Here is a 26166-nt window from a genome sequence, read left to right as displayed (position 1 = left end):
TTATACTTAAAAAGGTTCATCACAGCTGGAAAAAGAGCGCTCTTCCAATTAAGGCGGACGCTCTATATTAACTTATGGGGCTCTATAACCTTAACCCAAGTAAAGTAGAATTCTCTCTTTACTAATTTCACATTTCCAAATAGCCGAACAAACTTTGTCATCACTTTACCATCGTTTTTTTTATTTCTGCCATCACAACAGAAAGATGCTGATTGTTAACTATTAGCATGCTGTAAATAATTGATAACCGAAATCGATACTTCTGTGTTTACGTTGATTTTGCAAATTCCTGATTGAATCGTTTGAATGAGGATCTCATCTGGTGTACCAGAACCACCGTGCAGAACACTAGCTTCCTCCTCCCGTTGCCTTATGTAATCAAAACTGTCAAATAATAAAAAGGGCATGGATATAGTGAGGTTCACTAATCCATTGCCCTAGTCCTTCTAGTAACAATGTATTACTACGGTTAAATATATTAAATTATCTTCATTATATTTAACGTCTTACCTCATTTCAAATAAAAGCGAAAATATTGTTTCATAACTAAAAAATCATTACCCTCTGTACATGCTAAAATTTCCCTTTGTTTTAATCCTGTAGAAAACAAAAGTTTATACATTAAACCATTGCCTCCGATTTTAAACAATTCAAGTGCCTTAGCATCAGGCATACCATGGACCAACTTCTTTTTTAAAATGGAGTTAATGAATTTTCTATTCAGGAACAACTACGTCATGCGAAAATTGATACAATTATGCGTTATTTGGACTACAATATGAATTATCGAATTTTTAGAATCAAATTAGATTAGGTCACTAATGTCTTTTTATGATCTTGAATATTTTTGAAGAATGGTATATCTTCATTGTGCAGAATTCGTCACCCATCCTAAGGAGCAAACTTAAAAACACCTCAACAACTAGGCAACCTGTCAAGGGTTTAAAAGATCATGGCGTAATCTCAAGTTCATTCGTTAAGATATATTTTAAAGGTATGAATAATTGAAAAATTTCAGCAGATTGGATATTTTTCGGATAGATTTCTAGAATTCGCTTTAGACGATAACGAAAGCCACTAACGGAAAGATTTAACTCTTTAGCCGTCTTGTACATGTTACATTCATTGACCAAGTAAACATAAGGGGTCTTCGTCAGTTCCGTATCATTTTCTAAATTATACTTTAATGAATTTCCTAGTTCCTTTTCTGCAAACTGGCGTAATAGGTGCTCGTGATAGTACGAGAGCGGACTCGAGCAGTAGACACCCGAGGAGCATTTTCTCGGCTTCAAGGTTGTACTGGTCCGCCACTGGCGTTCGCCTCCCATAGGCTGATGATTTCGAGTATGTCTTTGTTTCGTTCTGGCCGCGGTTTTTCGACGAGGTCATGCACGAGTGGGGCATATTTGTACTCGGCTGCATAGCGATCGAGGCGGTCGATGACGTCTTCATAGTTCTGTGTTTTCATTAAGCGGTACCAGGCTTGGACTGTTTTCCGCTCCAAGTTGATTTTGCCGGGATAAAACTGGACGATTTCCTGCAATATTTGTGCGGTTTCTGCTAGGGTCATCGGTTATTCCAGCTCCTTTAAGTATTTCTCAAAGTCGGTTTCTGTTGGGGTGCTGCCTTCGTTTAAGTAGGATTCGAATTTGGGTCCAAACAGGGTTTCTGGTCGTAAGAATTTGTTCATCGTTGGATCGTTTAGCCATTGGTCTGTTTTCGTGTCGATGACTTTTTCGAAGTGGTCTTGGTTTGGGTGAGCTCGCCATCTGGCTTTGATGAGATCTCGTGTTTTCATCGCCGTGGCTTGGAATTACTTGCCGGTGCTGTCATTCAAATAGGCGATAATCTCGCTGTAAGGAATCTTCTTGGGTGTGGGTTCGACTTGGTCTTCTGCTTCTGGTGCTTGGTCTTCCTCGAAAAAGGATGTTTGCTCGTTTGTGTCAGCTTGTTCGTTCACGGTCGATTGCGGTTGGTAGTCTAGGTCGAGTTCCTCGGCTGGAACCGGAATATCGGTTTTATAGCCTTCTAAATACAGTCCGATTCGGTTTAGATCTTGTTGGATTTTAACGAGATTCACGCGGTACTGCTTGGTGCGATCCCATTTTATTTTTGGATTGCCGCGCTCTTCTACCCATCCGGCTTCGAGAAGTTTTTTTAAATAGCGACGGATGGACGATGGTGCCATGGCGGTTAGTGTATCTTGAGCAAGTTCATTGGCCGTTTTGTAAAACCAGCCATGGGTGAGCTCTAACTCGTAATCCTCGTTTCGCTTTTTCTCTTCGGCAATAAATTTGTCAAAATCTCTGACGCACTGGGACCAGTAGATCATTTGGTTCAGCATAATCGCTAGTTTATAGTCTCCTGTGAGCATCAACAGCTCTTCTTTAATGACCGATCGTTTAAATCCTTTCATTCTAATCATCCTTTCGTTTCTCGTTTTCGTCTTTCAAGGAGTATGTACAGACGAGAGATGAAAAAGGAGGAGATGTTTTGAAAAATGTGAAAATTTTTTTTGGCTGAGGGTTTTGGGAAGGTTTTGGGTTAGAGTTTTATGGGCTGGGGTTTGTTCGTTTCAGGCAAGATTTTGGAGAAGGCTTGGAGGTCTCAAGAGATCTCTGTATGTATTCTCTGAAGTAATCTCTGGTAGTAATCTCTGGTATTGTTCAACCATTGAGGGAATTTCAAAATTCCGCTGTGCAAGCTCCAACCACCAAGCTGGTGCTTGGAAACACGGGAAACAAGGGGACGGTTCTGTGCATCATTGGCACGGGTGGGAGACTCACGTGGGTTAATCAACCGAGGAAAACGAATGAAAGACCCTTCAACAGGGTGGCTACCCACAAAAGTTAGAGTTTTTTTATGCAGCTGATTGGCTGGATTGAGTTCGGTATTCTACTGGACTCAATCCGGCCAATTTTATTTTTGATCGTTCATTGTTATACCAGTCGATATATTCTTCTATCCGTCTTTTTAATTCTTCATAGCTTACTAATTTTTCCCCATAATACATTTCTTGTTTTAAGATGCCAAAGAAATTTTCCATTGAAGCGTTGTCTGCGCAGGTTGCTTTACGTGACATGCTTTGGAATACTTTATTTTCTTTTAATGTCCTCACCCATTGATTGTGCTGGTAATGCCAACCTTGATCAGAATGAATGGTAGTGCGATAAGTTGCATGATTCTTTATTATCTGTAGCGCCCTTGTTAAAGGTTCTATGACAAGATCTAGTGTTGGACGTTTCCTGATTTCAAACGCAATTACTTCTCCGTTATAAAGGTCAAGAATTGGATTTAAATATAACTTCTCTTCGCCTAGACATTTGAATTCTGTAATGTCGGTTACTAACTTTTGAAGAGGGATAGGTGTGCTAAAGCGGCGGGACAATCGGTTTATCGCTACTTTTCCTACGTTTCCCTTATATGAATTGTATTTACGGGATTTCCGCATAAATTTCACACATTTTAACCCTAGTTCCAGCATAATGCGATACACTTTTTTATGGTTGATAGAATGTCCTAATTTGTTTAATTCTCTTGTGACACGTTTATAACCATAGCGTTCATGAAACTGCTTAAATAGGCTTGTAATCAGTTTTTTTAGTTCTGTATCTGAGTCTTCTTGTCCAAAGTTTTTCACATGATAGTGATAGGTTGCTTCAGGAATACCTACAACAATGAATATATTTTTTAATCGGAATCCTTCTTCTTTGAGTTCGAATGCCACTTTTGCCTGTGCTTTTCGTGGAAGGCATTTGGATTCTCCCGAAAAGCTTTCAACTTTTTTAGGTAAGCATTTTCTAGTCTTAGTAGTTCATTCTCACGTTCTAATTCTTCTTCACGTGTTAACTTTGTCTCTTCCTTATTCTTGGATTTAGTTGGTTTCTTAGACATAGAAGGTCGCCCCTTTGATATTGGTTTTAGGCCTTCTATCCCTCGTTCATTAAATGTTTTCATCCAACGATAAATTAAGGAAGGATTGTTCAATCTAAATTGATCAGCAGTTTCCTGATAAGAAGCACCTGTCTCTAGTATAAATTGTATCGTATCTAATTTAAATTGAACAGAGTACCCTTCCTGCATCTTTCTTCGTTTTAATCCATCCATGCCCTGTGTTTTATAGGATCTCACCCAATTTTTTAATGGGGTGGAACTGGGTATATTATATTTTTTCGACAACGATTTGTATCCAAGATTCCCATACAAATACTCGGTGACGAGCTTCATTTTAAATTCTTCACTATATTTGGCCATAAAAACACCCCCGAAAGTTAGATTTTCTACTCTAACTTTCGGGGGTCGGTACCTAACCCCAACAATGAGGCACTTTTTTTAAGTGTCCATTATTCGGGTTACAGTTCATATAGATAGTTTGATATTCTTTTCATTAATAAAGGTGTAATAAAACATTTAAAACCTTCCTCCAAAACTTAAATTATGGAGAAAGGTTCGTAATATCAATATGACCTACTCTAACAAACCTGGTAAGAACGTTGACAAAGTTGGGATATACGCTACTAGTAATATTACGACTAGTATTAGAGTGAAAAATGGTATTAGATACCTTAGAGTATCTTTAAACCTCGCCTCTGCAATACTATTAGTTATGAAAAGTAGTACCCCGACTGGAGGTGTAACGCCACCAACAATTAAGCAAATGGCAACAACAGTAGCAAAATGAAATGGATCAAACCCACTTGCCTCAGCTATAACTGCCAGAACTGGAATAAAAATAATTGATGCGGCAATCGTTTCAATTACACACCCAATAATTAAAAGAATAATTACAACTAACAACATTATTATATAGGGATTAGTTGTAAATTCATTTAACCACACTGATATTTTTAATGGCAATTTTTCGTTAGCTAATATCCAACCAAAAATTGATGCTGTAGCTGCAATAAATAAAACCATTATACTTGTATGTGTGGCTTGAACTAACACTTTATATAAGTCTTTAAAGCTTAATTCTTTATAAATAAACATGCTAATAACGAGCGAATAAATAACAGCAACAACACTTGCTTCAGTAGCAGTAAATAGACCTAATAAGATACCGCCAATAATGATTACAGGAGCTAGCAAAGCCCAAAAAGCATTTATAAAACTATTCCATACTACTTTAAAAGAGGCGCGTTTTTCATAAGGTAGATTGTATTTTATTGCTCCTAGATAATTAATAATAATTAACCCTATAGCCATAACTATACCTGGAATTGCACCAGCTAAAAACAACTTTGAAATGGATAATCCAGTTAAAGATCCATAAATGATCATAATTATACTGGGGGGAATGATTGGTCCAATGGCACCTGCACAAGCAGTTAATGCAGCCGCATATCCTTTTGGATATCCACGTTTAACCATAGATGGTATCATAACTGAACCAACAGCAGATGTATCCGCTGAAGCTGATCCAGAAATACCAGCAAAAATTGTACTTGTAAATATTGTGGCATGGCCAAGGCCACCCTTTATATGACCTAATAAACTATTAGCAAAACGAACTAGGCGGGTTGATATTCCTCCATGCTCCATAATTGAGCCAGCTAACATAAAAAATGGAATGGCGAGAAAGGTAAAACTATTTAACGTATTTAACATTCTTGGGATAATAAGGGATAAAGTTATATCAGTAGTTACCAAAAGCGTTACAATCGAGGATACACCAATGGCAAACGCTACAGGCATTCTTAAAATAAGCAGAATCAATAAAGTCCCAAACATTAATAATAGTGTCATGACCTCCCCTCCTTCCCTTTTAGTAAATCTACAATATTCAAAGTTGTGTAAAACATCATCAGAATACCGCTCACCGGTATGGCACAAAACACATAAGACATAGATATTCTCATCACCGAAGATTTCTGAATAGCTGTGACTTGTGTTACTTCGAAGCCGTACTTAATTAACACAAAAATAAAAAATAACATTATCAAATGTACAAAGATATCTATTATTCTTAAAACAGGTTCGGAAATCGATCCACTTAAGAAATCTACTACAATATGTTTCTTTTCACGTATTGCATATCCTGTACCTAGAAACGTAAACCAAATAAAGAGAAACCTCATTGCTTCATCAGTCCAGCTCATTGATATCCCCAAAAACCGAGATAACACTTGTAATACAGCTATTAAAGTGATCACGCTAAATAATGTAGCTAACAATACTCGCATTATTTTATTAAATATTTTCTCCAAGAGTATCACTCCTTATTTTAAAAAGGAAAGCCAGCAAAAAATGCTGGCTCATTTGTTTATTGAAGTTCTCTGATTTCTTCCAAATAATCAGTAACTTCAATTTCTTGAGCGTAACTATTCACAAAATTCATAGCAGCTTCTTTGAACGCTGCTTTATCAATATCAATTAATTGTAAACCTTCTTCTGCTAACTTTTCTTTATACTCAACATCACGTTCCATAGCCAAATCACGACCATAAATAGCCGCCTCACGACCTGCTTCTTCGATTAACTTCTGATCTTCACTTGATAATTCTTCAAAAACTATCTTACTAATATTTAAAGAAAGTACTGTAAAGATATGTTCGGTTGGTACACGGTAACCTACTACTTCGTGTAATGCTGAAGCATAAATACTTTCTGCAGAGCCTTCAAAACCATCTACTACTCCTGTTTCTAACGAGGTATATAGATCCCCCCATGAGATTGGAGTAGCTGCTGCTCCCCAAGATTCTACTGTTCTTAAATATTGTGGAGCATCAGGAACACGTACTTTTAGTCCATCAACATCTTCAATAGAAGAAATTTCCTTATTCAATAATAGATCACGGAATGCAGAATCAACCCAACCAATTGATTTAATACCTATTGCGTCTAGTTCAGATTCTAATTTTTCTGTAACTGGACTATCTAGTACAGCATGAACATGTTCGTAATCATTAAAAGTATATGGTAGGTCTAACACCCCGACTTTTGGTGCAAAATTAGATAAAACGCCAGCATCATTAATTGTCATTTCCAAAGAACCAATCTGTAGTGATTGAATTAACTCACTCTGCCCACCAAGCTCACCTGAAGGGTGAATTTCAATAGTAATACGATCTTCAGAATTAGCTTCAACAATTTCTTTAAACTTTTCAGTTACAGCAATAACAGAGTGGCTAGGTGGTAAATGTGAACCTAGACGAATTGTTATACTATCTTCTTTATCACTAGAAGTTTCAGTAGCAGAATCTGTGTTAGTAGGCTCTGTTTCTATCTCTTGATTTACTTCTTGATTTACCCCTTCATTATTTCCACCACATGCAACAAGTCCAATTGATAAAATAATCATTACAAAAAACAAAGATAATTTCTTCATATTTTTCAGCCTCCTTCTTTTATTGAGCGCTTACATGTTAGCTTTAATCTTTGTATATTAATTCTAAATTTCTAGTTTTGTTTAACGTTACTCCAAATCCAGGTTTTTCAGTTAGTTTAACCTTGCCATTCTCAGGTACGACTTCACCCTCTAATAATGGATAATATTGTGGTACAACCTTATCTGCTTTAGGGCTCATAACTAAATATTCTGCAAATGGACTGTTCGTTTTTGTAATAACATAATGATAGCTATATATTCCACTGCCATGTGGAATAACATATTTACCATAAGTTTCAGCCATATTTCCAATCTTTATTAATTCAGTTAAACCACCACACCAGCCGACATCTGGTTGTATAATATCTAAATCACAGAATTCTAATAGCATTCTAAACCCATATCTAGTAGCTTCGTGCTCACCCCCTGTAACTAATATGTTATTAGATGCTCTCTTTTTTAAATCTCTGTAAGCCCAGTAATCATCTGGATTAAAGCACTCTTCTATCCACTTAAAACCTAGTTCATCTGATTTCTGCATAAGCTTTTGAGCATATTGGAGATCTAATGACATCCAGCAATCCCACATAAGCCAAAATTCATCCCCAACTTTATTTCTCATCGACTCAGCTAATTCTAAGTTCTTTTTTAAACCTTCCTCTCCATCTGCAGGACCATAAACTAAAGGAAGTTTTCCCCCGATGAATCCCATTTCTTTTGCTAGATCCGGTCGTGGCCCAGTCGCATAACACGGAATTTCTTCACGAACTTTCCCGCCAATCATGGCATAAACAGGCTCTTGTCTAATTTTCCCTAACAAATCCCATAAAGCAAGGTCGATAGCTGAGATTGCATTCATTACCACCCCCTTACGCCCATAATACATTGTTGAACGATACATCTGATCCCACATCTTTTCAATATTTTCAACAGGTTGACCTTCGATAAAACGGTCTAAATGATTCATTACGATCCATGCTGCAGGATATCCACCAGTTGAAACTCCAAAACCGATTTCTCCATTATCAGACTCTACTTCAACAACTAACGTTTTCAATGCATTAATACCAAAACTTGTTCTTGTTTTCTTATATTCCGGATATATACTCATCGGAGTAGAAATCTGATTTACAATCCAATGATCCTCTTTTTGATCGTGGTAATCACCACCACCACCCCCTGCCACATAGGCACGAATACTAACAATCTTACGTCCTGTTAAACCCATAAACTTTTACCTCCTAAAAATAATGCTTCATGATTAATCTAAGAAAATTTTGCTTTTTTCAACTTTATTCTCAATAAGATCCATAAAAGATTGATGGCCCTCATCAAGTTTTCGAACTTCTGTCCATCCTTTAATATTAATCTTTGAATCTACAAGAAGTTGGACTGCATCATAGAAATCTTGTTTTGTATAACAAAAAGACCCTAGAACAGTAACCTCACTTCTGATAAAGTTATTAATTGGAAGAGGAGTTTCGTCAATCCCTAATCCAATATTCATTATCACACCACCGGTATTGATTAGGTTGGCAGCTTGTTTTCTAGTTGGTAAAAAACCTACAGCATCAATAATTACATCTATACCTTTATCTCCAGCAATAGCTTTAATGTTCTGCTCAAAATTTTCATCATTTGGATTAAGTGTGTCCTTTATACCTACTTCTCTAACTGTTTTTAAACGATCATCATTGATGTCTGCAACTATAACACGGCTAGCGCCTAAATTTTTTGCTACAAATGCACTTAAAACACCAATTGCGCCCGCCCCATATATTAGAACATTTGAAAAACTATGATTAGCTACAGCTCTTCTTGATGCTCTTAGACAACAGGCCAATGGTTCTGCAAGAGAGGCCGTATATGAATCTAAAGTTGAAGGCACTTCAATTACAGCACTTCCAGGTACTGCTACAAATTCAGCGAAAGCTCCAGGTCTATGAATTCCTATAATTTGTCTCTCATCACATAAGTTTTCTAAACCCTTCCGACACTTTGCACAGTGACCACAATTAATTAAAGGATTAACAACAACCTTAGTTCCTTCAGATAAATGTGTCACTTCTTCCCCGATTTTCTCTACATACCCACTAAACTCATGCCCCATTACTAATGGCGGTATTCGTAAACTATTATGACCTAGGAAACCCTCAATTTCCGATCCACAAATACCAACGACATCTACTTTAACTAACACTTCATCTCTTTTGATTTCTGGTACTGGGCGATCTTCTACATCTATTCGTTTTGGCCCATTCCATGATAAAACTTTCATATTTTTCATACCTCCTATTTCACTTTATTTTCTAATGTACCGATTGATTCAATTTCAATTTTGCATGTATCTCCTGATTGTAGGAAAACCTGCGGATCACGGAATACACCAACACCGTGAGGAGTTCCAGTTGCAATTATATCGCCCGCCTCAAACGTAAAACCTTTCGATAAGTAAGAAATAATGTTAGGAATTTTAAAGATTAAATTCTTAGTATTAGAATCCTGTAGCGCTTTACCATTCACTTCTAATTTGATATCTAAATTATGAGGATCTTCAATTTCATCCTTTGTCACAATAACTGGCCCTAACGGAGCAAATGTATCATACGACTTACCTCTAACCCACTGTACATCTTCAAACTGAATATCACGTGCACTTACATCATTAATAATGGTATAACCAAACACATGATCCAGTGCATCCTCTTCGGAAATATTCTTTCCTCCTTTACCAATAATAACTGCCAACTCTGCTTCATAATCAACCTGCTCAGAATCTTTTGGCAATTTAATTTCTTCCCCATTTGCAATAATGCAAGACGGCCATTTTGAAAATATCATTGGCTTTTTAGGTGGCTCAACATTTTGTTCAATGCAATGGTCCATATAGTTGTTACCTACACAAACCACTTTCCCTGGGTTTGAAATCGGAGCAGAAATTTTCACTTCATTCTTTGAACTTTCAGCAGCTGATACCTGACCAAAATCAGATTGGGCCCAATCCCACACCTTTGCTATATCTCGATCATTATTTTTAATGACTGAAAGCATGTTATCTTCCATTAATACGCTTTCATTATTTGATACGTTATAAAGTTCTACTAGCTTAGATAGAGTATACACGCTATCATTTTTTAAAACCCCAACCTTTTCTTCATTGTTCTCTTGAAATGTTACTAATTTCATTTAAAATACTCCTTTTCTTTAATTTATTTATATCCACCATTAGCAGACAGTTGTTTTGCTAATTTTATAATTTCCTCTGTAGCAAGATCTTGCTTTTTAATCCACACATTTTCTAACATTGTGAAACTAATGCCAGCAGTAATTTGCTTTTCTTTATTGTATATAGGTGCAGCAACACAACAAAAACCTATAGCTCCTTCTTGCTCTTCAGTGATAAAACCATTTTTTTTAGCTTGCAATAATTGCTCCCATAATTCATCTACATTTTCAATTGTGTTCTCTGTTTTTTTTTCAAACTCTCGCTCTGGATATATTTCTATTAACTCTTCGTAATTAAATTGAGTCAACACCATTTTTCCAATAGCAGAAGCATAGGCTGGATATCTCATACCAGGATCAGTTACCAATCTTGCTGGTGAATTCCCTTCCTCCCTAGCTAAGTAAAATACTTCTCCTCCTATTAATCTCCCTAACTGAATATGCTCATCGACAACATCAATAGATTTCCTCGCTTCAAAAGAGAACGCTTCCAAAATATTATATTGACTAAAATAAGCAGAACTATATGAGCCTAATTTTGCCCCTAATTTATACAGTTCATTCTTATCTTTTTTAATCCAGCCAATCGTCTCAAGTGTATTTAACAATGAGTACATCGAACTTTTGTTAATCTCTAGTTGCTTTGAAAGATCTATTAACCTTAATTGGGACGAGTTATTAGCAATTAATTCAATTATTGAATTAGCTCTTTCTATTGCAGGTACCCAATATTTTTGTTTCACCACTGTCCCCCTTTATGGTTTATTATTTAGAACCAGGTTTTTTATTGTGAACTCATAAATACATATTATCATAAAATACATAATAATCAAACTTTTTTTAATATTTAAACAAAAAAAAGCCCTAGCTCGTATAGAACTAAGGTTTTTACCAATATATGTGCTATCACCCACGCTATTAGCACCGACGTGAAAAGAATTAATATGAAGCACCACCGTGTAAAAAAGCCAAATACGTTAAGGAATACTTTTTTTTGCTAAATTAAAAATTATCTAAATTCTATAAATTAGCTAAAACTGTCCCATACCCAAAACTATAATGCCCCTGCTTGATTTGATAAACGTTGCGCTAGATTTTTTATCTCTTCTATCGCTACTTCCTTTTTTTTCAACCAACTATTCTCAAGCATTGTAAAGCTAACACCTGCAATAATTTTAGCTTCATGGTCATATACCGGAGCACCTACACAAAAAAAATCTAATGAACCTTCTTGCTCCTCGCAAATATAACCCTGTTCTTTAGCCTTAACTAATTGGTCCCAAAGCTCATTTAGATAGCAAATAGTTTTATGTGTTTTTTGCTCTAATTTTTTTTCCGGATATAGCCTGTTTAATTCTTCTAAACTGTATTTTGATAATTGAATTTTACCAATTGCTGAAGCATGGGCAGGAAAACGCATTCCAGGGTCTGTTAATAATCTAACCTGTGATTTTCCTTCTTCTTTTGCCAAGTACACAACATCCGTACCATCTAAAATACCCAACTGAATATTTTCATTAACAACATTGACTGATTTAGCAGCCTCTAAGTAAAACGCTTGCAAAATATTAAACTGCTTAAAATATGCAGCACCTAGTGATCCTAATGTTGGACCAAGAGAATAAGTATCACCTTTTCCCTTAACAATCCAACCAAGGGTCTCAAGTGTATTTAATAGGGAAAATAATGTACTTTTATTTATCTCTATAGTTTTTGTTATATCGATTAACCGGTATTGATTTGGTTCTCTTGCAATTAAATTAAGTACTAAATTTGCTCGTTCTATTCCAGGAACCCAATATTTATAAACCAATATTTTCACACCTTTTTATTGTTAATACTTGCTTACATCATCATTTATAATGATGTCCTATATTATTATAATACCTTGAATTGTAATATCTTGAAAATCCCCAACAGGATCTAGTATTAAAACTGTTAACCTAAATCTAAAACAAAAACAAGATAATTTAACTATATTATACCACTAGTGTTGCATTTGTATTGTCTTAATTTTCAGTTTAATCTCCTATTCTGTTTAGAGCCTAAAAAGTAAATACCCTATTAAAGGTGGCTTTATCCATTTGGTAGATTTATTAGCTTATTAAGGAATCGTTTTTCCTTGAATTTTACGCAGCCAAATATTCTCTGGCTTCCTAATCGGTTAGGTTTTTCGCTTTCGTCGCTATTTGAGCGAGAATGCGCAGGCAAAAAACAATTAACGCAATGAATACTTGATTTGGGATTGCTATTCACTTTGACAGTAGAACTTTTTGATACGGAGATGCTGTTTTATCCATTTAAAAAACAATTCAATGGCCCATCTAGACTTATACATCTCTGAAATTTCTTCGGCACTCAAATCAAAACGATTTGTAATTAAATGGAGTTCATTTCCTTTTAAATGTATGACACAAACCGAAAATTATTTTCGGTTTGTGTCATACATTTAAAACATTTGCTCCGGATAAAACTGCGGTATCATCGTAAAGTCGTAGACAACACGTGTGACATCATTTTTTCGTAGCATTGAAAGAAAAAAGTACCCACCATGCTTCAAACTGACCACGATCATGTTCTTTTTCCGATGTTATAACGGCCTTTTCTGGTTAGGAAGTTCCCTTTTCCATAAACACAAGGAGTAGATGTAATTTCACACCAGCCTTTGTCTTGCGGCATTTTGTCCATTTATAGCTAGTTAAATTAAGTGGCAATGTACTTCAATCTATTGATTTTTATAGTAATGGCAAGTTTTGAGATACTCCCTTTTCTTTGTGTCTTGAAACCCTTAGTGTATATGGACTAATAATTACGAAATTCATTCGACTATATAACAACTTCAGTTTATTACTGGTTGAACTCTTTTTCCTTTGGTCATTTGCCAAAACGCTTATTATAGCTGAAACTGAATTGCTGCCAATCTCAGGCTATGGTTACTGTTTAAAACAAAATTCTGTATTCCATTCAACAGGTTGTAAAGTTGCTTATCAAACTTAAAATTATATTTCATAGTTTTTATCAATTTACTCAACTCCTCTTAGCTATATTTATCTCCAGTTTTCATAAATGAAATTCAAAAGATTTATTTTAATTAATTTATCTTTGATTTTGGATATTCAATTAAAGTACACCTTGAACAAACATGTCAACAACTACTTTTGGAATAAGTAAATAGGATACTCGAAACCCTTGAAAATTAATAAATGCAAAATACCCCAATAGAATGTACTCCATTGGGACTTACCCTAGTTCAATTTACGATTTTCTTCATTTTGTTATGTTTATTCTCAGAAACCTTATTCTCCTGTTAATTTCTTTATATACAATTATGAAAAATGTCTATAATAATTATAGGTAATAGGTTTTTGTTCAAATAGTAAATTATAAATATATGGGCTGTCATGATTATGGTAAGATAAGTGATTAATCCAATTCTCATGATTCATATACTGCTGTTTCAAGTAATTAATTCTATTCATTAATACTCACACTCCTCTGTTTATCCCCTATCAATTTGCATTACCCTTTTGACTAATTCAACAATTTTTGTCAAACTACCTGCTTTTACAAAAATTTGTTACGGTAAGTTTATAAAGGTATGTTTTTAGAACGCGTTTTCTAAAACCTATAAATTTGCCTTTAACAACCTATTTTATAAAGAAAAAATTTCAATTCAAACATAGACTCTCGCTTCTAACTGAAACGTGCTTATTCTAGAACTTCCATTGGATTTTACAAAAGAGCTCCATCTTCTAAAACCAAAGGCTGGTGTCATTGTATTTCTCGCTTTTGACCAAATCAGTTGTTTTATGACTTCATTGTCCAACTGATCTTGTGCGACAAAAAGGTCATTTCCTTTGAATGCATGTTCGATTCGTAGTTTTTTCAATTGTCTCTTCATCAGGATGGTTCTTGTCGCTGAATCGGATAGTTCCTCTTTTTCTGTTACAAAAAATCCTCGCAATTCTAATCCTAGTTCTAATCTGTTCATGTTTCTTCCCCCTATAATTTTAATTTAAATGCCTGTATGTTACTTACCTTGTTATTCATCGTTTGCTAGAATGGAAGGACCTAGATGACCTTCTGCTCTCCCCCACTTTCGACCTTCGCTTTATACGCTGCCAATTCTGGATTAAGCCTGCCACGATATTTTTCTGTGAAATATTCAATATTCCTGGCGTCACGATCCATTGTAATGGCTTTCTTTTCGTAAACGAGCCACTCTATTAAATAGATAAGACTTTTAAAGTCTTCGATCACCGCCTCCTGATACAATTCCTTGATCGTCATTTAATCATCCTTTCGTTTTCCATTTTCGTCTTTCACTGAATATGTACAGACGACAGATAAAAAAGGAGGAGGTGTTTTGAAAAATGTGAAAGTTTTTTTGGATGAGGGTTTTGAATTGGAAACAGGGGACGGTTCTGTGCTTCATTGGCACCGGTGGGGTCTTCTATAACAAGATTTAAATAGAAAATTAATAATCTTTTTTAGGAAGGGATCTGCTTAGAACTGTGGTAACCCAAATCCTGGCTTATGACATGATCATATTTGCTTACACATGGTTTATAATGATATTAGTGGAAGGAGAGATAAACTGTGAGCACGAAAGAGGAAGTAATAAAACTTATAAAAGATTTACCAGAAAATGTTACTATTGAGGATATAATTAAGGAGCTTTATGTTTAAAAAAATTGAAACAGGACTACACGATCCCCATTCTGGCAAGGTTGTTTCTCATAATGAAGTTAAGGAGAAATTAGGGAAATGCCTGAATTAATATGGGCAGAATCTGCTGTTAAAGATTTAGAAGGAATCTGTGCATATATCCCTCAAGGTTCTGATGAATATGCTAGTATTTTTGCCAGTAAAATCATTGATACGATTGAGACACTCGCTGTTTTCCCTGGTAGGGTAGTTCCTGAATTGATAAATGAAATGATAAGAGAACTAGTTTTAACAAATTATCGAATGATACATAAAATTAATAATGAAACAATGGAGATCGTTCGTAATATTCACAACGCGAGGCTTTTTAATGAGTTAGAATAATATTCATCATGGCTTTTTATGCTATTATTATTTTTTTGTCGTAATTGTGAAAATGCGATTAGTGCTACATAAAAATTTGGCTCTTCCTCTTGGTAAAAGCGCCTGGCCCCTAGTACGTTAAAACATTAACGCACTGGGGGCCAGGATCCAGAGTTCAGGCAAATATGAAGAGGGGTTCCAGCCAAGGAACCCCTTTTTCCTTATAATATGTCATTATTAAATAAAATATCATTGACTATGTTTCTTCCAATCAATTCCCTAAAGGATAAGCTTGATTGTTTTCAACTTCTTGAAGTCTCACTAATAATTCTTTCCGCACCTTCTTTTATTTTACTGGTGAAGAATCGATAATAGATATCCTCTTCCTTAATTTCAACATATTCATAACCGGCTCTATGCACCCCATGAATTAACTTGTCCATGATAGAAAAGCCTACCAGCATGAACCGTGCGGATCTTTTAGTGACTAATCCACTATACAACATCAACTGAATCCCTCCGTTTACGTCTACATGCTTCTTCACTTCCACATACAGGTCCCTTCCATCTTTATCAACAAAAAGTAAATCACATCTTTTCCCATCTAGATTGACTTCCCTCCCTTTAAACGTCAATCCTGGTTCAATTAAATCTGAATAATTGATAAGTCCATACTTTAATTCTGCTTCATTCATCCTAATCATCTCCTCTCAAATTAAAAGCCCTTTCATATATTAAGTACACTCGAATGACATAAAAGGAGGAGGAGATTTAAAAAGTGTTGTCATTTCATAGGTGTTCGTGTAAAAAATTAGTTTTCAGCTAAAAATGAAATTAAAGGTTGATAGGCCGCACATGATGAAATGAGAGTTCTAAAGGGTAAGCAAGGACTTTATTAGTAAAAATTATAACAAATCACACCAGAACTGTTATTTACTCATTAAGTTATCCATTCTTTTTTTTACTGAGATTCAGGCATTTATTAGTATCTACACAACTTGTCGGCACTCCATTTAAAAGGAAAATATCCCGAGTTGTCCACATCCTCTTAAGAAAGTTTCAAATCGAGTAGGGATGCACAATAAGCGATAGCCGTTATTCTGAATAGGTTACACTTGATTGGACAATTTGGTTAAGGTCAATTAGACTTGGATCAAATAAAAACCTAGGAGAATCAAACATGACCAAACGTTGTGAATACTGAAACTAAAAAAGTATTCTTAAATATCATCAATGAAATGGTGCTTAGAGGTGATATAACAAGGTGTCATATTGGGTGTACAGAACTCCCACTTTTAATTAAAGATGAGGATTTAAATATCCATCAATTAAATACAACTGAAATTCATGTAAATATTGTCGACACCATTTTTACAGATTAAATCGTTATAATATAAAAAAGCCCAATTTCTCAGCATTAAAATTGAGAAATTGGACTTTTATCGTTATTCCGGAAAAGCGCCTGTTTCTAGAATAACGATAGGTCACCTCATATTTATCCCGTTCCGTTTTATTATGCCTCCATTACTGGAGGCATAAATGTTAAGAAAAGCAACAAGACCATACAAGATATCTCCTAACAAGAAAAACGGTTCTAATAGTAAAGGGACTGCTTCTAATTCCAACATGGTTTGAATTTTGCCCATACCACCGCGCAAGCCCAATACTAGAACGCTACCCATGCTGAAGCGAGCAACAACCAAGATGGAAACTTTCGTCCCCATGCTTGAATAAGAGCAAGTTTTATAAGATTATATATTACACTTAATGAGGACTAAATAAAGAGAGAACATCATCTCCGCCCCCCTTTATCATTGAAACTGAGATAAAAGGGGTTTTTAGGACTTATTAGGTCACTTCGAGAGTTATCGTTAGTTTGGTTCAAAGGTGGTTGAAACAATCGGGACAGATTGTTAAGTAACTCCTTGTTAAAATATAGGAAAATTGAAATAACTATTATTAAGTTAAAGGCCAGTTTGTGGAATAAGTGGACTTTATTTTAGGAGTTACTTAACAGAACAATGGCTTAGCGTTGTAAAACCGTATTTTCCTGACGGTACCTCTTCATACCTACAGAGGCAGACTTTCTGTTATATTCTATTCATTTACAAATGTGTACAGGATATTTTTCTAGTGCTTCCTTCAATATGGTTTCTAATTGAAGAAAGTGTTCCTTCTCAACAGGAATTAATGGTGGTCTCACCGTTGAACCAATTGGCAGACCTATGATTTCCATCCCTGCTTTAATAAGGGAAACATTATATCCTTTTCGTTGTTTCCTCAAATTATTAATAGGAAACAGTACATTTTTATAAAGTTCATCTACTAATTCCTTATCATTCCGCTTCAAGGCCTCAAAAAATGTCCTTGCAATATGTGGGATATAGTTAGCTATAGCTGATGAATAGGAATGAAAACCTGTACCAAAATAACCAGGCATTGTAATTTCTCCAAATGGCATGCCGTTAATCCACTCGAGACGACCGCCGAGGCTTTGAGTTAATTCAATGTTCAATTCCATATTTCCAATTCCATCTTTTAATCCGACGAACTGAGGAAATTCCGCCAATCGTTCAATTGTGTCAACTGTAAAAACGGCCTTTCCACGTTGATAAATAATGGCATTTAGATCTGTACTTCTTATTAATGTTTTATAATAGTTATATAAACCTTCTTGTTCCGGATCAATTAAGTAAGGAGGAAAAATAAGGTAACCATCAGCCCCTTTATCCTTTGAAATTTCAGCTAATTCTATCGAAGTAGAAATATTTCCTCCTATACTAGTATAGACAGGCACTTTATTTTTCGTTGTTGATACGGCTATATCGACCATCAATTCATATTCATTTCTATTAAGTGACTGAAACTCTCCTGATCCTGCACAAATAAAGATAGCTTCTAACCCGTTATTTATTAAAAATTCCACATTTCGTGATAACGCCTGTTCATCAATTCTTCCGTGCTCATCAAATGGTGTGATAGGGAAACCTAGGATCCCTGTAGGTGATTTTCTTTGACTATTCATGAAATATCATCCTTTCAATTTATCATTTGATATTTGATATATCAACAAAATTACCTTTGCAGTTAAAATCTTAAGTGAGCACTATCTTTGGTATTATTCATCGTTGACTTTATTCTTGTTTAATGCAAATGTTGTCGAACGATTAATATGGTTTCGCATGGCATCCTCTGCTCCTACCGCATCTTGCTCTTTTATTTTCTCGAAAATGAAAAAGTGGTCTTGAAAAGCTCGATCGTGTTCCTCCTTATCAGACATATTCCTTTTACGGAAAAACTTGTCGAAGGAGCAAACAGCATTTATTTGGTTGGAGATATAATTATTCTTTGCAATTTGTTGAATGAAGTCATGGAATGTACTATTATATTTTTCCAACATTTCGCTATTTCTTTCCTGCGTATAGATTTTCATACTTTTAATGATAGATTCAAGTTTTTCTAATTCTTCTTCAGTCCTTTTAATAGCAGCTAAACGTGCGGAAACACCCTCCAGTGCAGCTCTTGCCCATCTAATTTCTTCCACTGAACTCATGACACTGGTGGAAACAAATGAACCTTTTCTTGCTTGTGTAACTATTAACCCGTCATTTTCAAGAAGTCTTAATGCTTCTTTGATGGGTGTTGTACTTACATCAAACTCTTTAGCTAACTCTCTTTCTCTCAAATGAAATCCCGGTTCGTAATTTCCATTTAATATTCCTTCTTTAAGCTCTTCATAAATCATCTCTCGAACAGGCCGTGATTGCATTTTTATCTTTTTTTTTATTTCTTCCATTTTAAAATTCTCCTTCGGGAACAGTGTTAATATAGTATAGCATTTGAACTATACTATATTAACATTTAACTCTTAAGTTACAACAAGTCTATTTCTGAAATGAATTTAATTAACTTTCAAATTAAGCAAAGAAACTCATTAGTATTTTATAAGATCCCCAAATAGCTAACACTGTTGTCACTACTAGCACGGTATTTTCAAACCAGTTATTTGTAGCTTTACCTAAATATTTTTTTTGATTAGAAATGATGAGAAGACCAACGGCAATTGCTGGTAAACCTACTACATTTAGTGCATTCGTAAAGAGTACAAGCGCTATAAATCCAGTAACCCCTGGTATTGACCAGATGATTGGGGAAATAAGCAGGAATAAACTGATCCATTTAAATGTCGGATCACCCTCTATTTTCTGATCTTTCTTCAAAATTTTATTCGTAATCTTATAATAACAATCCGTAATTACTTTCCCATAACCGTTTGCAGTTCCAATTACACTGCTGTATAGAATTCCAAAAACACCCAAGTAGAAAATCCAAGATCCAAGTTGGCCCATGTGCATGGATAAAGCACGAGAAATATCCTCTACGCTCTCCACTTGAATTCCATTCGGACGAAGTATTTCCGCACCAACAATCCAAATAGCTAAATTAAGTATGATTGCACAAATAAATCCAAACAATAAATCATTACGCTGAATTTTTTTATGAATTGGCTTCGTCCAGCCTTTATCTTGTAAAAAATATGGATAAATTAAATTTGTAAGCGAACCAGCTACTGCGCCCACTAGTGCAAGTCCCACTAGAATAACACTGTAAGTACCTGTTTCTTCTGGTAATCCAAATCCAATTGTCCCCTTAATAATGCCTCCCACACTCGGTCCGCTATATACTGCCAATCCTACAAAACAGAAAGTTAAAACACCTAATAATACCTTCATAACTAGTTCTACATTTCGGTAAGCATTTCTTCCCATAATAAACAAACTAGTTAACACGACTCCAATTGACCAAAGGAACTCATCCCCAACACCAAACATCCATGCAAGTGCTATTCCTGATCCTTTTATCATTTGTGCAATAATTAAATGTCCTATAATTAAGGAAGCAATCCCAAAAAAGTATGGAAAAAATTTGTGGATCCGTGAATAGCCTTCTAAAATAGTCATTTCTTGATTATTGAACATCTGGAATCGCCCCATAATATTACAGATGACATAGCGAATTAATAATGATCCAACAAGAAGCCACATTAGGGCATAGCCATAGTTTGAACCAGATACTGATGAACTCACGAGGTCACCAGCACCCATCATTGTGAGTATCATAACAATTCCCGGTCCATATAATCTTAGCGTATCCTTCATCTTTTGAAGAAGAGTCTTATCAGGTTGGGCATTAATTTCTTTTTGTAATTCCATTTTTCATTCAACCTCCATTTCAATAATAAGTAATTGTAAGATTTTTTACCGGCCAAACACTTCAATTTCTAATAAAAAAGACTAAGTTTAATTACGAAAATATGAAAGCGCTTACTTTTTTATCAATACTTCACCTTTTGTAGGTAAAATGTTTCATCTCCTTTAAATTTGTTAGGATGGAGAAAAAATTAATTATTTCAAAAATTACTAATATTCTGTTATCTGAGGGCAGAACAAATTAAAAATCTCTCCCCTCCCTGGTTCTGTGTAAATTATAGTCCGTTTGTTTCCCACAGTTTTAAAACTTCAGTATTTAGTAAACTAGGAGGTGTTTCTTTTTGTAAGCCTTTAATAAGATTCTCTACTGCGAGATGTGCCATTTTGTACCTTGTTTCCTCTGTTGCCGAACCAATGTGAGGCAACGTAACAACATTTTTTAAATTACGAAGTGGACTTTCTAAGTTTAATGGTTCTTCCTTGTAAACATCTAATCCTGCTGCTAAAATTTCCCGATTCGTCAGGGCGTAAATTAACTCATCTTCATTTACAAGTGCTCCACGAGACCCATTAATAAAAATTGCGCTTTTTTTCATCAGACGAAATTCTCTTTTTCCAATTAAATTTACTGTTTCAGGAACAAGAGGGGCCATCAGGCATACGAAATCCGAATTAACCAACAATTCATCAAGACTAGTAAACTCTGCGTTCAATTCATTTTCAGAAGAGATGTTTCGTGAACGGTTGTTATATAAAATGTTCATTTTGAAACCAAAATGTGCTCTTTCAGCAATGGCATATCCTATTCTTCCCATGCCAATTATACCCAGCTTTTTATGATGAACGTCAACACCAAATAAATCTTGTGTGATATTTTGCTGCCATTGACCGGATTTAACATAATGATCAAGTTCTGGTATTCTTCTAGCTGTTGACAACAACAAGCCAAAAACTGTGTCAGCAGTCGTGTCTGTAAGTACATCTGGTGTATTTGTCGCCATAATGTTACGTTTGGTTAGTTCCTCAATATCTAAATTGTTATAACCTACCGAAATGTTCGTAACGATTTTCAACTTAGGTGTTTGGTCCAATAGTTCTCCGTTTACCTTTAAACCGGACCCAATAATCCCTTCAGCTTCCTGTAGATCCTGTAAAAAATCAGGATTTGAACTAGATTCCAGATTATACTGACGTACATCGCAATTTTTCTCTAACTTCTCCAGTAAGTCTTCTGGTAACCGGTTATATAAAATAACCTTTGGTTTCATGTCAATCTCTCCTATTCGGATTTAAAGTAATGGTGTAATTGTTATTGTTTTTATAGAGGTGAAAAACTCAATAGCTGCTGTACCTTGCTCCCTTGAACCTGAACTAGATTGTTTCATACCACCAAATGGAGCTTGAGGTTCAACACCAGCACTTTCTCCATTTACCTTTACCATTCCTGCTTGTATTTCCTTCACAAATTGTAAAGATTTAGCTAGGTCACGTGTAAAGATAGAAGAGCTTAAGCCGAATATTGATTCATTCGCCTGGGTCAATGCATCCTCTAAAGATTCTATCTTGATTAAGGCAAGTACAGGTCCAAATATTTCTTCACGGGCAATGGTCATATTTTTGGAGACATTCTCAAATACTGTTGGTTCGATGAAGTAACCTTTATCATATTTTAGACCTTCCATTCTCTTACCTCCATAAATCAACTTTCCCCCTTCTTCTATTCCCTTCTCAATATACTTCATAACTCCTTCTAACTGATTTCTTGAGGAAAGTGGACCCATATATACAGATGGATCTATGCCGGATCCGACTTTTATATCATGAACTCGTTTTAGTATTCTTTCTTTAAATTCATCATATATGTCACAATGCACATATACTATACTTGTTGCCGTACATTTTTGACCTGTATGTTTCATTGCTGCATTCACTGTCAATTCTTCTGCAACATCTAAATCTGCATCGTCCATGACTATGGCTGGATTCTTCCCGCCCATTTCCAACTGATATTTAGCTCCTCTTTCGATTGCCCCCAAGGCGACTTTCTTTCCAACAACATTCGAGCCTGTAAAGGAAATTCCATCAATACTTTCATTTTCAATAAGAGCATCCCCGATGACTGATCCTTTGCCTGTAACTAAATTAAAAACACCTTTCGGAATACCTCCCTCATGAAATGCCTCGGCGATTTTAACTGCTGTTATGGCAGTTTCTGTTGCTGGTTTAAAAACAACGGTATTCCCAAAAACGAGAGCAGGTGCAATTTTCCATACAGGAATTGCAATAGGAAAGTTCCATGGACTAATAACTCCAACTACACCAAGTGAGACTCTTGTTGTATAAAGTAAATTGTTGTTGTCTTGAGATGGGATAACATCTCCAGTTTTTCTTAAACCTTCTTGTGCGTAAAATCGTAAAATGGAGACCGCACGTGCTAGCTCACCCGTAGTTTCGGCCAATGTTTTTCCCATTTCTTTTGTAGCTGTCACAGCAATATCTTCTGTTCTTGCTTCTAGCACATTTGCTACTTTATGAAGAATATTCCCTCTTTGAACCGATGAAATATTCTCCCATTTTTTTTGGGCACTTTTGGCGGATTTTACTGCAATATTTACATCAACAACGGTTGAACTCTGCACGTAACCGACGATTTCATCCGTGTTAGCAGGATTAACACTTGGTATTGTTTCACCATTACTACCAGAAGACCAATCGCCATTTATATAATTTAAATAGACTTTGCACATTTTGCACCATTCCTTTTATAAAAATAAATAAATTTTTTTTATGCTTTAACTCATTTCAATAAAAGATTGTTTAATTAATCAAAGGATAGCTTTAAAGAATTCGCCATATGTTCCAAAATAGCTTTTTTTCTCCTATACAATGGTATTGTTTATTAATCCCCAGCCTTGAAGAATCTTTGCTACTGCTACTTTGTCCGTTTGATCCAACTCAGCCACTGGAGGTCTCGTAACTCCTGCGGTAAAACCAATTTGTCTTAGTGCCTCTTTAATTACTACAACATTGTTTCCATCATTATTTTTTGCTCTTAGTTCCTCAAACGGAAGCAATTCCTCCCATAGTTCCCATACTTTGTTCATTTCTTTCTTTTCAAGTGCCTGTAATAATTCAAAAGATTTCGTTGGATGGATGTTAACCAAACCAGACGTAAAGCCTGTTGCGCCAGCTTGAAAGAAATATGGTGCCCATGTTTCGGCAGTGCCACAGATCCAAGCAATTTGGTGTTCTTTTGAAATTGAACGGATGATTTTTGTGAAACGAGGTAGATCATTAATCGCATATTTTACACCAATAAATTTTTCTAAAGGAGCTAATTTATATAAAACGTCATCACTAAGATTTGGATTTTTGAAATATATAACAGATGGAATTTCAAGAGCATTAATAATTTCACTGAAGTAAGTAACTGCTCCTTCATTATTTGAATAAGGGTGAATTGGCTGGTGTATCATTACGCAATCGGCACCTGCTGCTTGGGCGTACCTACCTAATTCAATGGCTGTCGGTACAGCGTATCCTATACCCACCATCACTAATGCTCTTCCATTAACAATTTCAATAACCTTTTTTGTCACTTTTTTCATTTCATCAAGGCTTAATGCGTAAAATTCTCCGGTATTTCCACCAGGAACAATTACTTTTACTCCGTGATCAATAAGAAAATTAGTATTTTTTTCGAGACTATCCCAATCTATTTCTTTCGTATCCTCATAAAAAGGGGTCAAGTTAATCGCCGAAATCGTATTCAACCTTTGGATAAGATGTGCGTATCCCATAAAAATAACACTCCCAACTTTTATAAATTATAGTTTCATTAAGTTCACACCATTTACATAGTGAGAAAAGGACTGGTTGATCAGTGAGGTTACAGTAACACCAATATAATCGGCTCCCCATTCCTTTCTCATTTGTGCTCCATTGCTATCTTTTGTATGGATTCCCACTTTTACTCGCGCCTCTTGAGCAGTTTGGTAAATTCTATCAATTGATTTTAATACTTGGGGGGAATCCATTCGTCCGCCATACCCAAGCGATACAGACAGATCCGTCGGACCAATATAAACCATATCAATTCCTTTTACACTTAGGATTTCATCTAGATTTTTCATTGCTTTTTCACTCTCAATATGGAGACAGATAAGTGATTCTTGATTCGCCTGTTCTAAATACTGATAGATTGGAATATTTCCGTAATCAGCAGCCCTCATGGAAAACGCCGCTCCCCTCTTACCTAAAGGAGGGTACTTTACAGCTTCGACGACCCTTTCCGCTTCTTCTTTAGAATCCACTTGAGGCACATGAACACCGTGGGCCCCTCTATCCATTACTTTTAAAATCTCATGGGGATTACTTGAAACTACTCTAACTAAAGGTGTAATCCCCCGATTCTCAGCAGCAATTACCATATGTTCGACATTTTCAGGTGAAAGCATGCCGTGCTCATTGTCTATTACTACCACATCAAAGTTATTTAGTGCCGCCATTTCAACTAGCTGGGTCGATGGAAAGCCAATGAAAACTCCCAATGAGGGTTCATTAGTCGGTCCATTTAATTTTTGTTTCAGTTGGTTTTGAAACATATGTTTCACCCTTCCTATATTTGGTCAATTTCTGTACAAATAGAATAGATCAAATGGATTTTCGAAAGCGACACTTTTTTATGATATATGATATATGATATATCAGGTTGTTGTACACGTCAATAGAAAATTCAGATTTTTCAATTTATTGTAAAAGTCAAAAGTATCCGAATAAATATGCTTTCAGAAGTTAAATCTCTCTCAAATTGAGCAATACCCACAAAGATAGTAAACTACATTTTCCCATGGGTAGTTGTTGTATCAAGCCAGGACTCCTTTAAACTTTTTAAATGCGCTCCCTTTTGTGAAAGGAAGAGAAAATGATAAAAGCTTCGGTTCAACTAGTCTTCACAGCGTACAGAAGAAAGATTTATGTATACGAGATTTAGGCTATTTCGATTTAAAAGATCTATTCATGATTCATGAAAAATAAGCTTATTATATCTCCCGTTTAAAAGGGAATACAAGGATTTATATAAGGAATGAGAATCCCGAATATTATCGAAATGGAAAGGTAAACGCTTAATCGTTTGTTTCGTTCTTTATACGTAATCCCTTTCTTTTTTTCTCTCTTCTCTTGATCTTTCAATCTCTTTTCCATTTGCTCCTGGGTAAATCGATGAATGATGACTCGGGAAGGTAGTTTGTGATTGCTTCGAATACAAGCTTCGGATAGTTCATGCGTTTCTCCTGGTCCTAGTTGATTCATGAATTCTTCCATACCGATCCTCGAATAGAGAGAACTCTTTTATAATAAGCGCATTAGTAG

At 35.5% G+C, this 26166-nt stretch carries 25 protein-coding genes and 5 pseudogenes; 2 read left to right on the top strand and 28 right to left on the bottom strand.

Annotation, left to right across the window (positions count from 1 at the left end):
• Positions 1 to 215 precede the first annotated feature (215 nt).
• The 18 genes and pseudogenes from CEF18_RS26785 to CEF18_RS06550 all read right to left on the bottom strand — a co-directional run bounded on the left by CEF18_RS26785 (position 216) and on the right by CEF18_RS06550 (position 14842).
• Positions 216 to 425, bottom strand: a complete 210-nt coding sequence (locus CEF18_RS26785; protein ID WP_407690386.1) for a class II fructose-bisphosphate aldolase — start codon at positions 423 to 425, stop codon at positions 216 to 218.
• A gap of 525 nt (positions 426 to 950) precedes the next feature.
• Complete coding sequence (locus tag CEF18_RS06625; protein ID WP_190238679.1) at positions 951 to 1292, bottom strand: helix-turn-helix domain-containing protein; 342 nt, start codon at positions 1290 to 1292, stop codon at positions 951 to 953.
• Positions 1289 to 1570, bottom strand: coding sequence for a hypothetical protein (locus tag CEF18_RS06620; protein ID WP_110935736.1), 282 nt, complete (start codon positions 1568 to 1570; stop codon positions 1289 to 1291). The genes CEF18_RS06625 and CEF18_RS06620 overlap by 4 nt, the downstream gene beginning before the upstream one ends.
• A 3-nt stretch (positions 1571 to 1573) precedes the next feature.
• Positions 1574 to 1801 (bottom strand): annotated as a pseudogene (locus tag CEF18_RS27120) (conserved phage C-terminal domain-containing protein); the annotation flags it as partial.
• Between the two features lie 12 nt (positions 1802 to 1813).
• On the bottom strand, positions 1814 to 2416 hold the full coding sequence (locus CEF18_RS26355) for a helix-turn-helix domain-containing protein (RefSeq protein ID WP_223292256.1): 603 nt from the start codon (positions 2414 to 2416) through the stop codon (positions 1814 to 1816).
• A 444-nt stretch (positions 2417 to 2860) separates the two neighbouring features.
• Positions 2861 to 3727, bottom strand: a complete 867-nt coding sequence (locus CEF18_RS06610; protein ID WP_110935029.1) for an IS3 family transposase — start codon at positions 3725 to 3727, stop codon at positions 2861 to 2863.
• The gene (locus tag CEF18_RS06605) at positions 3691 to 4254 is read right to left on the bottom strand and encodes a helix-turn-helix domain-containing protein (protein WP_110935030.1); all 564 of its coding nucleotides are present in this window, start codon (positions 4252 to 4254) and stop codon (positions 3691 to 3693) included. The genes CEF18_RS06610 and CEF18_RS06605 overlap by 37 nt, the downstream gene beginning before the upstream one ends.
• Positions 4255 to 4467: 213 nt before the next feature.
• On the bottom strand, positions 4468 to 5745 hold the full coding sequence (locus CEF18_RS06600) for a TRAP transporter large permease (protein WP_110935735.1): 1278 nt from the start codon (positions 5743 to 5745) through the stop codon (positions 4468 to 4470).
• Positions 5742 to 6206: a TRAP transporter small permease gene (locus CEF18_RS06595; RefSeq protein ID WP_110935734.1), complete on the bottom strand. Its 465-nt coding sequence runs from the start codon at positions 6204 to 6206 to the stop codon at positions 5742 to 5744. The genes CEF18_RS06600 and CEF18_RS06595 overlap by 4 nt, the downstream gene beginning before the upstream one ends.
• 56 nt (positions 6207 to 6262) lie before the next feature.
• Positions 6263 to 7327, bottom strand: a complete 1065-nt coding sequence (locus CEF18_RS06590; protein ID WP_110935733.1) for a TRAP transporter substrate-binding protein — start codon at positions 7325 to 7327, stop codon at positions 6263 to 6265.
• 43 nt (positions 7328 to 7370) lie between these two features.
• Positions 7371 to 8555, bottom strand: a complete 1185-nt coding sequence (rhmD, locus tag CEF18_RS06585; RefSeq protein ID WP_110935732.1) for an L-rhamnonate dehydratase — start codon at positions 8553 to 8555, stop codon at positions 7371 to 7373.
• Between the two features lie 33 nt (positions 8556 to 8588).
• Positions 8589 to 9605 (bottom strand): galactitol-1-phosphate 5-dehydrogenase, encoded by a 1017-nt coding sequence (locus CEF18_RS06580; RefSeq protein WP_110935731.1) that lies wholly within the window; start codon positions 9603 to 9605, stop codon positions 8589 to 8591.
• A gap of 14 nt (positions 9606 to 9619) precedes the next feature.
• Entirely contained in the window at positions 9620 to 10513 is an 894-nt protein-coding gene (locus CEF18_RS06575) for a fumarylacetoacetate hydrolase family protein (RefSeq protein WP_110935730.1), read from the bottom strand.
• A gap of 23 nt (positions 10514 to 10536) precedes the next feature.
• A complete protein-coding gene (locus tag CEF18_RS06570; RefSeq protein WP_223292255.1) occupies positions 10537 to 11295 on the bottom strand; it encodes an IclR family transcriptional regulator in 759 nt (252 codons plus the stop codon).
• Between the two features lie 311 nt (positions 11296 to 11606).
• Positions 11607 to 12365 carry an IclR family transcriptional regulator gene (locus CEF18_RS06565; RefSeq protein ID WP_110935728.1) on the bottom strand — a complete coding sequence of 253 codons (759 nt, stop codon included), beginning with the start codon at positions 12363 to 12365 and terminating at the stop codon, positions 11607 to 11609.
• A 291-nt stretch (positions 12366 to 12656) separates the two neighbouring features.
• Positions 12657 to 13272: pseudogene (locus CEF18_RS26960) on the bottom strand (transposase); the annotation flags it as partial.
• Positions 13273 to 14225: 953 nt separating this feature from the next.
• Positions 14226 to 14543: a hypothetical protein gene (locus CEF18_RS06555; protein ID WP_110935727.1), complete on the bottom strand. Its 318-nt coding sequence runs from the start codon at positions 14541 to 14543 to the stop codon at positions 14226 to 14228.
• 80 nt (positions 14544 to 14623) lie between these two features.
• Complete coding sequence (locus CEF18_RS06550) at positions 14624 to 14842, bottom strand: hypothetical protein (protein WP_110935726.1); 219 nt, start codon at positions 14840 to 14842, stop codon at positions 14624 to 14626.
• 477 nt (positions 14843 to 15319) lie between these two features.
• Between CEF18_RS06550 and CEF18_RS06545 the strand changes: the two genes are divergently transcribed.
• Complete coding sequence (locus tag CEF18_RS06545; protein ID WP_110935725.1) at positions 15320 to 15604, top strand: type II toxin-antitoxin system RelE/ParE family toxin; 285 nt, start codon at positions 15320 to 15322, stop codon at positions 15602 to 15604.
• 281 nt (positions 15605 to 15885) lie between these two features.
• Here CEF18_RS06545 and CEF18_RS06540 read toward each other — a convergent pair whose 3' ends face one another.
• The 9 genes and pseudogenes from CEF18_RS06540 to CEF18_RS26345 all read right to left on the bottom strand — a co-directional run.
• Entirely contained in the window at positions 15886 to 16278 is a 393-nt protein-coding gene (locus CEF18_RS06540) for a DNA/RNA nuclease SfsA (RefSeq protein WP_183041231.1), read from the bottom strand.
• 1406 nt (positions 16279 to 17684) lie between these two features.
• Positions 17685 to 18608 (bottom strand): 5-dehydro-4-deoxyglucarate dehydratase, encoded by a 924-nt coding sequence (gene kdgD, locus CEF18_RS06525; RefSeq protein WP_110935721.1) that lies wholly within the window; start codon positions 18606 to 18608, stop codon positions 17685 to 17687.
• A gap of 93 nt (positions 18609 to 18701) precedes the next feature.
• Positions 18702 to 19379, bottom strand: coding sequence for a GntR family transcriptional regulator (locus tag CEF18_RS06520; RefSeq protein WP_110935720.1), 678 nt, complete (start codon positions 19377 to 19379; stop codon positions 18702 to 18704).
• A gap of 121 nt (positions 19380 to 19500) precedes the next feature.
• Positions 19501 to 20796, bottom strand: coding sequence for an Nramp family divalent metal transporter (locus CEF18_RS06515; RefSeq protein WP_110935719.1), 1296 nt, complete (start codon positions 20794 to 20796; stop codon positions 19501 to 19503).
• A gap of 272 nt (positions 20797 to 21068) precedes the next feature.
• Entirely contained in the window at positions 21069 to 22061 is a 993-nt protein-coding gene (locus CEF18_RS06510; protein ID WP_110935718.1) for a 2-hydroxyacid dehydrogenase, read from the bottom strand.
• Between the two features lie 21 nt (positions 22062 to 22082).
• Positions 22083 to 23540 carry an alpha-ketoglutaric semialdehyde dehydrogenase GucD gene (gene gucD, locus CEF18_RS06505; RefSeq protein ID WP_110935717.1) on the bottom strand — a complete coding sequence of 486 codons (1458 nt, stop codon included), beginning with the start codon at positions 23538 to 23540 and terminating at the stop codon, positions 22083 to 22085.
• A 132-nt stretch (positions 23541 to 23672) separates the two neighbouring features.
• Positions 23673 to 24593, bottom strand: a complete 921-nt coding sequence (locus CEF18_RS06500) for a dihydrodipicolinate synthase family protein (protein WP_110935716.1) — start codon at positions 24591 to 24593, stop codon at positions 23673 to 23675.
• Positions 24594 to 24620: 27 nt separating this feature from the next.
• Positions 24621 to 25397 (bottom strand): HpcH/HpaI aldolase family protein, encoded by a 777-nt coding sequence (locus CEF18_RS06495; protein WP_110935715.1) that lies wholly within the window; start codon positions 25395 to 25397, stop codon positions 24621 to 24623.
• Positions 25398 to 25633: 236 nt separating this feature from the next.
• Positions 25634 to 25708 (bottom strand): annotated as a pseudogene (locus CEF18_RS26345) (recombinase family protein); the annotation flags it as partial.
• Between CEF18_RS26345 and CEF18_RS26340 the strand changes: the two are divergent.
• Positions 25708 to 25908, top strand: a pseudogene (locus CEF18_RS26340) (transposase); the annotation flags it as partial. The pseudogenes CEF18_RS26345 and CEF18_RS26340 sit on opposite strands and share 1 nt — an antisense overlap.
• 9 nt (positions 25909 to 25917) lie before the next feature.
• Here the strand turns inward: CEF18_RS26340 and CEF18_RS25780 are convergent.
• Positions 25918 to 26145, bottom strand: a pseudogene (locus CEF18_RS25780) (IS4 family transposase); the annotation flags it as partial.
• Positions 26146 to 26166: the final 21 nt, after the last annotated feature.

The sequence above is a fragment of the Salipaludibacillus neizhouensis genome (assembly GCF_002886185.1).
GTDB classification, from domain to species: domain Bacteria; phylum Bacillota; class Bacilli; order Bacillales; family Salisediminibacteriaceae; genus Salipaludibacillus; species Salipaludibacillus neizhouensis.
Note: the sequence above shows the minus strand (reverse complement) of the source record. Positions and strands in the feature narration are given on the sequence as shown.

Coding starts and splice junctions, on each gene's coding strand:
- CEF18_RS06620 (WP_110935736.1), bottom strand. CDS start 1,570: ATGACCCTAGCAGAAACCGCACAAATATTGCAGGAAATCGTCCAGTTT.
- CEF18_RS26355 (WP_223292256.1), bottom strand. CDS start 2,416: ATGAAAGGATTTAAACGATCGGTCATTAAAGAAGAGCTGTTGATGCTC.
- CEF18_RS06605 (WP_110935030.1), bottom strand. CDS start 4,254: ATGGCCAAATATAGTGAAGAATTTAAAATGAAGCTCGTCACCGAGTAT.
- CEF18_RS06600 (WP_110935735.1), bottom strand. CDS start 5,745: ATGACACTATTATTAATGTTTGGGACTTTATTGATTCTGCTTATTTTA.
- CEF18_RS06590 (WP_110935733.1), bottom strand. CDS start 7,327: ATGAAGAAATTATCTTTGTTTTTTGTAATGATTATTTTATCAATTGGA.
- rhmD (WP_110935732.1), bottom strand. CDS start 8,555: ATGGGTTTAACAGGACGTAAGATTGTTAGTATTCGTGCCTATGTGGCA.
- CEF18_RS06580 (WP_110935731.1), bottom strand. CDS start 9,605: ATGAAAGTTTTATCATGGAATGGGCCAAAACGAATAGATGTAGAAGAT.
- CEF18_RS06575 (WP_110935730.1), bottom strand. CDS start 10,513: ATGAAATTAGTAACATTTCAAGAGAACAATGAAGAAAAGGTTGGGGTT.
- CEF18_RS06555 (WP_110935727.1), bottom strand. CDS start 14,543: ATGAACAGATTAGAACTAGGATTAGAATTGCGAGGATTTTTTGTAACA.
- CEF18_RS06550 (WP_110935726.1), bottom strand. CDS start 14,842: ATGACGATCAAGGAATTGTATCAGGAGGCGGTGATCGAAGACTTTAAA.
- CEF18_RS06545 (WP_110935725.1), top strand. CDS start 15,320: ATGCCTGAATTAATATGGGCAGAATCTGCTGTTAAAGATTTAGAAGGA.
- CEF18_RS06540 (WP_183041231.1), bottom strand. CDS start 16,278: ATGAATGAAGCAGAATTAAAGTATGGACTTATCAATTATTCAGATTTA.
- kdgD (WP_110935721.1), bottom strand. CDS start 18,608: ATGAATAGTCAAAGAAAATCACCTACAGGGATCCTAGGTTTCCCTATC.
- CEF18_RS06520 (WP_110935720.1), bottom strand. CDS start 19,379: ATGGAAGAAATAAAAAAAAAGATAAAAATGCAATCACGGCCTGTTCGA.
- CEF18_RS06515 (WP_110935719.1), bottom strand. CDS start 20,796: ATGGAATTACAAAAAGAAATTAATGCCCAACCTGATAAGACTCTTCTT.
- CEF18_RS06510 (WP_110935718.1), bottom strand. CDS start 22,061: ATGAAACCAAAGGTTATTTTATATAACCGGTTACCAGAAGACTTACTG.
- gucD (WP_110935717.1), bottom strand. CDS start 23,540: ATGTGCAAAGTCTATTTAAATTATATAAATGGCGATTGGTCTTCTGGT.
- CEF18_RS06500 (WP_110935716.1), bottom strand. CDS start 24,593: ATGGGATACGCACATCTTATCCAAAGGTTGAATACGATTTCGGCGATT.
- CEF18_RS06495 (WP_110935715.1), bottom strand. CDS start 25,397: ATGTTTCAAAACCAACTGAAACAAAAATTAAATGGACCGACTAATGAA.